General features: G+C 49.0%; 9 protein-coding genes. 5 read left to right on the forward strand and 4 right to left on the reverse strand.

Translation table 11 applies throughout. The annotated features are described in order from the left end of the window. Positions 1 to 3 precede the first annotated feature (3 nt). Positions 4 to 2,076: a glycine--tRNA ligase subunit beta gene (glyS, locus tag ACXJJX_RS01795; RefSeq protein ID WP_456431310.1), complete on the forward strand. Its 2,073-nt coding sequence runs from the start codon at positions 4 to 6 to the stop codon at positions 2,074 to 2,076. Here the strand turns inward: glyS and ACXJJX_RS01800 are convergent. From ACXJJX_RS01800 to ACXJJX_RS01815, 4 genes are all read right to left on the reverse strand, one after another. Next, positions 2,063 to 2,572, reverse strand: coding sequence for a hypothetical protein (locus tag ACXJJX_RS01800; RefSeq protein WP_456431311.1), 510 nt, complete (start codon positions 2,570 to 2,572; stop codon positions 2,063 to 2,065). The genes glyS and ACXJJX_RS01800 overlap by 14 nt on opposite strands. A 130-nt stretch (positions 2,573 to 2,702) precedes the next feature. Continuing rightward, positions 2,703 to 3,380: an RluA family pseudouridine synthase gene (locus tag ACXJJX_RS01805; protein ID WP_456431312.1), complete on the reverse strand. Its 678-nt coding sequence runs from the start codon at positions 3,378 to 3,380 to the stop codon at positions 2,703 to 2,705. 13 nt (positions 3,381 to 3,393) lie between these two features. Then, positions 3,394 to 4,251, reverse strand: coding sequence for a spermine/spermidine synthase domain-containing protein (locus ACXJJX_RS01810; protein ID WP_456431313.1), 858 nt, complete (start codon positions 4,249 to 4,251; stop codon positions 3,394 to 3,396). A 79-nt stretch (positions 4,252 to 4,330) separates the two neighbouring features. Further along, a complete protein-coding gene (locus ACXJJX_RS01815; protein WP_456431314.1) occupies positions 4,331 to 4,642 on the reverse strand; it encodes a DUF2250 domain-containing protein in 312 nt (103 codons plus the stop codon). A 232-nt stretch (positions 4,643 to 4,874) separates the two neighbouring features. Here ACXJJX_RS01815 and greA point away from each other — a divergent pair, with 232 nt between their 5' ends. The 4 genes from greA (at position 4,875) to ACXJJX_RS01835 (ending at position 7,058) form a co-directional block, all read left to right on the forward strand. Then, on the forward strand, positions 4,875 to 5,348 hold the full coding sequence (gene greA, locus ACXJJX_RS01820; RefSeq protein ID WP_456431315.1) for a transcription elongation factor GreA: 474 nt from the start codon (positions 4,875 to 4,877) through the stop codon (positions 5,346 to 5,348). Between the two features lie 6 nt (positions 5,349 to 5,354). Beyond that, a complete protein-coding gene (locus ACXJJX_RS01825; RefSeq protein WP_456431316.1) occupies positions 5,355 to 5,798 on the forward strand; it encodes an Lrp/AsnC family transcriptional regulator in 444 nt (147 codons plus the stop codon). Then, positions 5,795 to 6,367, forward strand: a complete 573-nt coding sequence (locus ACXJJX_RS01830; RefSeq protein WP_456431317.1) for a hypothetical protein — start codon at positions 5,795 to 5,797, stop codon at positions 6,365 to 6,367. Before ACXJJX_RS01825 ends, ACXJJX_RS01830 begins: the two co-directional genes overlap by 4 nt. Positions 6,368 to 6,845: 478 nt before the next feature. Next, positions 6,846 to 7,058, forward strand: a complete 213-nt coding sequence (locus ACXJJX_RS01835) for a phage virion morphogenesis family protein (protein WP_456431318.1) — start codon at positions 6,846 to 6,848, stop codon at positions 7,056 to 7,058. Positions 7,059 to 7,127: the final 69 nt, after the last annotated feature.

The following is a 7,127-nucleotide window of genomic DNA, read 5'->3' on the forward strand; positions in this document are numbered from 1 at the left end:
AATATGCCCAGGGATCTGCTGTTTGAGATAGGTTGCGAGGAAATCCCGGCTAGGTTTCTTCCCCTGGCCTTAAGAGAGATCAAAAAACTGGCCCGGTCTTTCCTTGAAGAATCTGGTCTGGATTGTTCCGGTATTACTACCCTAGGGACCCCTAGGCGCCTATGTCTCTACGTCTCTGAACTGGCTGAAGAACAACCGGATCGTTTTGAAAGCATTCTCGGCCCCCCCAAAAAGATTGCCTTCGATGACTCTGGCCGCCCCACCAAAGCCGCCCAAGGTTTTGCCCGTTCCCATGGAGTCTCTGTAGAGGAACTGAAGATCAAAGAGACCCCACGAGGGGAGTATCTCTTTCTGGAGCGGCGTCTCCCAGGGAGAAAAACTGAACAAATCCTCATTGAACTCCTGCCAAGGCTCATTCGGGAGATTCCCTTCCCCAAATCCATGCGCTGGGGAACTGTCTATCTGCGCTTTGCCCGGCCCATCCGTTGGATCCTGGCCCTCTTTGGTCGAAAAACAATCCCAATTGAGATTGCTGGCCTTAAGGCCTCAAATATAACCTACGGCCACCGCTTTATGGCCCCTGGACCCATAGAGATCGAATCTTTTGTAGACTATGTCCGCAAACTCAGAGAGGCCTACGTTATCGTTGACCCGGCCGAACGTTTGGCCATTACCCTTGATGAAATTAAGGATCGGGCCCAAGACGTGGGCGGCAACATTTTAGAAGATCGAGAGCTTCTTGAAGAAAATGCCCACTTGGTGGAATATCCTTACGCCATCTGCGGCAGATTTGATGAGTCTTTTCTTGACCTGCCCCGGCCAGTCCTTATTACTGCTATGGCCGAACATCAGCGCTACTTCGCTGTAATCAACGCCCAGGGAAAGCTTATGGCCCGCTTTATTGCCGTTAACAATAATCGCCCCCAGAATCCCTCCGCCCTTATTAAGGGTCATGAACGAGTCCTTAAGGCTAGGCTAGAAGATGCTCGCTTCTTTTTTGAAGAAGACAAAAAGATCCCCCTGGAGAGGCGGCTTGAAGAGCTAAAGGGGGTCTCTTTCCATGAAGCTTTGGGAAGCCTCTACGACAAGGTCATCCGGATAGAGGCCCTTTCAATCCATCTTGCCGAAAGGCTGGCCCCGGAAAAGATGGCCATCATCAGACGAGCAGCCAGACTCTCTAAGGCCGATCTCATGACGGAGATGGTCCAGGAATTTCCCTCTCTTCAGGGGATCATGGGGCGAGAGTACGCCTTGGCTGAAGGAGAGCCCCCAGAGGTGGCCCAGGCCATCTACGAACACTATCTGCCTCTCAGGGCCGGAGGAGATCTGCCCGAGACCATGCCCGGGGCCATAATTTCAATCGCCGACAAGATCGATACCTTGTGCGCCTTCTTTGGCCTGGGAGAACATCCTTCAGGGACAGCGGATCCCTATGGTCTTAGAAGACAGGCTCTGGGGATTATCAACACCACCCTCAAGCTTCGCCTCCACTTCTCACTCAAGGAGCTTGTAGAAAAGGCCCTTCTTCTCCTGGCTGAAAAGATTAACCGCCAGGAGAAAGAGGTCCTCAATGAAGTAATAGATTTTATCGGACGAAGGTTCCAGGGCGAGCTGACTTCACGGGGCTTTCGGGCTGATCTAGTAGAGGCCATCCTGGCTGTTTCCTACGATGACCTCCAGGATGCCCACGATCGTCTGGTGGCTTTAGAGGCCTTTTATCGGCGACCTGAGTTTGCTGCCCTCTCGGTAGGGTTCAAGCGGGTCATGAACATGGTTAAAAAGCAGGGAGAACTTCCAGCGCCAAGAGTTAGCCTCCTCCTTGAGCCGGCCGAGCAGGAACTCTACCAAGCCTGGACCATAGCCTATGAAAAAGTGGCTCCATTGGTCCTTGAGAGGAGATATGAAGAAGCTCTAGCCGAGCTCCTTAAACTCAAGGAACCTATTGATCAATTTTTTGACCAAGTTTTTGTCATGGTCAAAGAAGAAGATATCAGAAAGAACCGTTTGGCCTTGCTCAAGGCTATTGCCAAACTTTTTCTCCTGGTGGCCGATCTTTCAAAGATCAGGGAGGATTAAAGAAAACCTTGAGAATCTGTTGAGCCTGAACGACAAAGGCCTCCTGTCGGTCAGGATCTTCTTCAAAAAGAAGCTTGGCCAGGTGAAGCAGGGCCTGAGTACGCCCTTCAAGGGGGAGAGGATAGGCGTCTAGTTCCCGAGACAGAAGCTTAAAATTACTCTCTATATAGGTACTAATGTATTCTCGGATCTCTTTGGACCCCTTCCATAGATAGGCCACCTCCTCTGAAAGGCCTCTGAGAAAGGCAGCCTGCCAGGAACTATGGCTCCTTTTACCAAAGCCAATCAGGCGTTGCCAGCGCTCAACAAAGTAGGCCAATCCCAAAATAATGCCTAAGGTGAGGCGCAGCTGATCCTCATCGGTCAACTCAACGGCGTGGGTTTCAATTAGGGGGTTGACCGCTTGAATAAGCCTTTGGGCCAAAATCTTCGGATTTTCAATCTCCTCTTGAGACTCTTTAGGCTGACGATAAATGAAAATGCTCTTTTCGGACATCAATTTTCTTATACCTTATAGGTAGAATCTTTCTTATATTAGTTTCCAAATATATGATTTCTTACCTAATGTCAATTTGAACTAAAAGCTTATAAATAAAATCGGCCAAATCCTTCGAAAACGGAAATTTTTACCCCCTGGGCCTTAGACCTTCAGGCCAGTAGGGCGGCACAGGGGCCTTAAGCCTAAGAAGTTCGTCCTTGGTCGGATGTTTGAAGGTGATCTTCCAGGCGTGAAGGAGAGGCCTTTCCTTGGAGTACCTTGAGCCATAGCGTCTATCTCCTACTATGGGCCATCCTCTAGAGGCTAAAAGGGCCCTTATCTGATGTTTTCGGCCGGTAGAAGGCCTGATTTCAAGAAGGCTCCGCCCCTGTCTTTCTTTAAGACAACGATAAAAAAGATGGGCCTCTTTGGCCCGGGAATAGGGGGTCCCAAAGACTCTAACCCGCCCCAGACGCCTGTCAAAAAGAAGATGGCCCCAGATCTCCCCCTCTCCCGATATCTTACCTAAGACCACGGCTAGATAGAGTTTTTTTACCTGGGCTTGTCTAAATTGTTCGCTTAAGCGGCGGGCAGCCTTAGACGTCTTGGCCAAGACAAGCACACCAGAGGTTATTCGATCCAGGCGGTGGACCAAACCAAGATAGACGTTTCCTGGCTTTTGGTAGGCCTCTTTGAGATAGACCTTGGCCTGGAGAAAAAGAGAGTCTTCACCGGTGATGTCTCCCTGGGTCAGGAGACCTGCTGGTTTGTTGACCACCAACAGGTGATTATCTTCATAAAGAATAAGCTTTTTGAAGGAGACCACCTGTAGAGTTCACCTAGATGAGAAGCTCTTGCCAGTAAAGGGGAAGGGCAAAAGAGGCCCGATGGACCTCGTGGGTATAGTAGCGAGTTGGCGGAATGTGGCCACGTACGGGCTCCTGAGGCTTAGGGATAGGGCTCCGCATTACAAAGGCCGTCTCGCTGCCATAAGCCGGGACATCAGCCCGAAAGACGAAAACACTCTCCCGACCATAGGCCTCACAAAAGGCTCGATACGTTCTGGTAAGAACCGGACCAAGGCTAAAAGGAGTGGCCGCCTGTTGGATAACCACCCCTTGAGGGGCAATATCGGCTATCAAACGATGGAATTCTAAAGAAAATAAAGGGTTAGAGAGTTCAACATCTTCAGTAGTGATATCTGGATCTGTGGAGTCCACAATGACGATGTCAAAGCTCTCTCCATTTTGAACAAAGTTTTTAGCTACCTCAAAGGCATCGGCGGTGATCAACTCCACCCGGCTTCGGTCTTCAGGAAGGAGCTGGGGAATATATTTTTCTACGACCTGAGGGATGATAGGATCGATGTCCACAATGACCACCCTGGAAACATCGTCATATTTAAGAAGCTCCCTAGAGACTCCGTAATCACCTCCTCCACAGATAAGAACCCTCAAGGGTCTTCCCTCAGGAAACAATTGAACAGTAGTGTGAGCCATGGCTTCATGATAGATGAATTCATCTCGGGTGGTCAGTTGGACCACTCCGTTTATGATCAGCATTCGCCCCCAGAAGGGGTTGTCGAGGATAAAGACCTGCTGAAGCCCACCTTCAGTATGAACAAGCTCCCCCTGATAGCAGTGATAAGTTCCTTCGGACATGAGTTCCCCAATCTGAAGTACCGGCCCTTTGGGCATATCTACCTCCTCTCGACGGTTTAGTCTTTATTACCTCTAAACCGGTCAGGAAACAAACCTGCAGATAAGGATTTCAGGCCTAAAGAGGGCTTACCTTTAAAAGGGAACGAAGATATAACTTGGTGGGTCTAGTAAGCTTATAATAAGTATGATTCATGTGCTTGGGACGATAAAATCCTTTTTTCTTAAGAAAGGTCCCCTTTACCCTCTCTAGAATACCGGCTTCTTCAAGCCCTTTTAAAAGCACCATAGTCCGAGATAGATCTAACCGAAGACGCCGAGAGATGAATTTGGCACAATCAGGGCCATTTTCTTGGAGGTCAAAAACAATGGTCTTCTCTTCTGGAGATAAATCTTTAAAGAGGTGTTTTATTCTTTCCTGGTCGCTCATTTCCTTGCCCTCAGGGCCGGTCAAGATTACTTTATCGGGTGGTGTGGTTTGGTAGCCCTTTTAGACCTTTGTCCCCTACCCTAAGTGATGAGAAAAATGGAGAGATAGATGACAGTTTGTGAGGAAATTATCGCCAATCTTGCTTTAAGGCAATATCCTTTACCCCTTGATTAATGAAATCTCTGGCAATAGAATACAAAACTTCATTCAGATTTGGGCGGAGGTGTCTTCCATGATGGAGCGGATCCCTTTCACTAAAGAAGGATTTGACGCCCTTAAGGACGAATTGCGTCGTCTTCAAAATGTTGAACGTCCCAAGGTAATCAAGGCCATTGAGGAGGCCAGGGCCCATGGAGATCTCTCCGAAAATGCCGAATATCACGCTGCCAAAGAACGGCAAGCCCACTTGGAAGGCCGTATCCAGGAGCTTCAAGACCGTTTGGCCAGGGCCGAAGTTATAGATCCCCAAGGGCCCCCCCCGGACAGGGTAATTTTTGGTGTCACTGTAAAACTTTTCAATGTAGATACGGAAGAAGAGGTAGAGTATAAGCTGGTTGGACCCTATGAATCTGATGTGGCTGCGGGTAAGATCTCAGTCACCTCTCCTCTAGGCCGGGCCCTTATTGGACGCTCCATAGGTGATGAGGTCGAGGTCAAGACCCCTTCAGGAATTAAGACTTACGAAATCCTGGACATTACCTATTAAATTCTAATGGATAAAAAAGATCGGGCCATACTGGATATCCTGCAGGAGGGGATCCCCCTGGTTTCTCGCCCATTTGCAGAAGTTGGCCGGATGACAGGACTCCCTGAAGAAGAGGTAAGAAAACGCTTAGCCCGTCTTAAAGAAAAGGGCCACCTGCGTCGTTTAGGAGCCAATTTTAATTCTCGACGGCTTGGCTTTGTAACCACACTCTGTGGAGCAATCGTACCACCAGCCCGCCTTGAAGAAGTGGCCCACTTGGTCTCATCTTATAATGAGGTTACTCATTGCTACAGCCGGCGCCATCGGTTCAATCTTTGGTTCACTTTAATCTGCAAAGATTGGGAAGAGGTAGAAAAAATACTGACAGAAATTCGCCAGAAAGCCAGAATAGAAGCTTGGCATTTCCCAGCTACCAGGACTTTCAAGCTGAAAGCAACCTTTAAGCTATGAGCCTCAGCTCTGAAGAAAAAAAGGCCCAAGCCACAGCGGTTATTCTTGACAAAATGGCTCGGGCCAAAGATTTGTTTAATCGCTTCGGCCAGGATTTTTTGGCCGAAGAGGAGATTGTCCGCCTCCTTGAGCGCTACCGGGAGGGGATTGAGCGTTCTAACCAGGCCATGAGTCAGGTGGGGACCTTTGCCGAGTGTAAAGTCTGTTCGGTAGATGAGGGGCGGGGGTGCTGTAAGGTAGGTTTGGAAAATGAAACTACTGTGATCATTCTCCTTCTTAATCATCTCCTTGGCCATCCTATCCCTGAGAAACGAGAGGTAGAAGATGGTTGCTTCTTTGTCGGCTATCAAGGATGCCGTCTCCTAGCCAAACCATACCTGTGTCGGGATTATTTCTGTCGGCGACACTATCACAAGATCCCCGAAAGCGGGATGATCTTTGTCACCCAGGAACTACATCAAGAGTTAGAGACTCTTTATCTCTTGGAGGAGGCCCTCATCAGACGGCTGAGGGAACGCCTAGGAGGATTTCTCCTAGATTTTCAAACTAGAAATTATCCCTGGTGGTAAGTTTTCTAGTCCATTCTTTTATCCACTCCCTTTTAGTTTAGGTTGCAAACGAGGTTCAAGAAGAAAGGCAAAGTCCTCAAAGACGAGCTTTAAAAGTGAAGAGGGGAGTCCCCTGGGGTCTATACGGCGGCCCCCCACGCCCCGCCGACGAAACTTTTTGGAGCCGGGACACGCTCAGCATGTTGCCGGGAGATTTTCCCATAGACCCACTCTCAAAATAAGGAGCTTTGTATGGACTCAAGATGAAAGTTGACGACAAAGATGTAAAAAAGCCCTTCGCAAGCTTTCCTGGCGCGTAGAAGACATGCCCCCAGTAATGAAAATTAGAGAAGATTTGGTCTCCTCCGTGCAAGAAAACCTCAACTGCAAGGGCTACTATTCCGAGTCCGAATCCTAGCGAGGTGGCTCAAAAAGATGACATGAGCTTGCGCCAAGCACCATTCGTCGGGGAAAGCGCCAGGGCTACTGACCAGGACAAATGTTCACCAGCGAGGGAAAGCTCAAGAACTACATCAATCCCCACGCGGGGAAGGACCACGTGGTTATGGAACGAACATTATCCATTATCTACGCCGCGATCCACCGATTCGGTGCCAAGACCGATCGCGACCACAAAGCTAATATCACCACCCGCCCCTTCCTGGTGGTGCAGGACGATGACCTGAAAGAAATTTCCATTCCTTTTAGTTAGGCTATAAACATGCGGCCCCTTTTTTATCCTTCTAATTCTCTTAATGGTTTCCATTCCTTTTAGTTAGGC

This window comes from Thermosulfuriphilus sp., assembly GCF_054026695.1.

Bases quoted from the DNA above. Each gene is read 5' to 3' on its own strand.
- ACXJJX_RS01835 (WP_456431318.1), top strand. From the start codon at position 6,846: ATGTTCACCAGCGAGGGAAAGCTCAAGAACTACATCAATCCCCACGCG.
- ACXJJX_RS01810 (WP_456431313.1), bottom strand. From the start codon at position 4,251: ATGCCCAAAGGGCCGGTACTTCAGATTGGGGAACTCATGTCCGAAGGA.
- ACXJJX_RS01800 (WP_456431311.1), bottom strand. From the start codon at position 2,572: ATGTCCGAAAAGAGCATTTTCATTTATCGTCAGCCTAAAGAGTCTCAA.
- ACXJJX_RS01825 (WP_456431316.1), top strand. From the start codon at position 5,355: ATGGATAAAAAAGATCGGGCCATACTGGATATCCTGCAGGAGGGGATC.
- glyS (WP_456431310.1), top strand. From the start codon at position 4: ATGCCCAGGGATCTGCTGTTTGAGATAGGTTGCGAGGAAATCCCGGCT.
- ACXJJX_RS01830 (WP_456431317.1), top strand. From the start codon at position 5,795: ATGAGCCTCAGCTCTGAAGAAAAAAAGGCCCAAGCCACAGCGGTTATT.
- ACXJJX_RS01815 (WP_456431314.1), bottom strand. From the start codon at position 4,642: ATGAGCGACCAGGAAAGAATAAAACACCTCTTTAAAGATTTATCTCCA.
- greA (WP_456431315.1), top strand. From the start codon at position 4,875: ATGATGGAGCGGATCCCTTTCACTAAAGAAGGATTTGACGCCCTTAAG.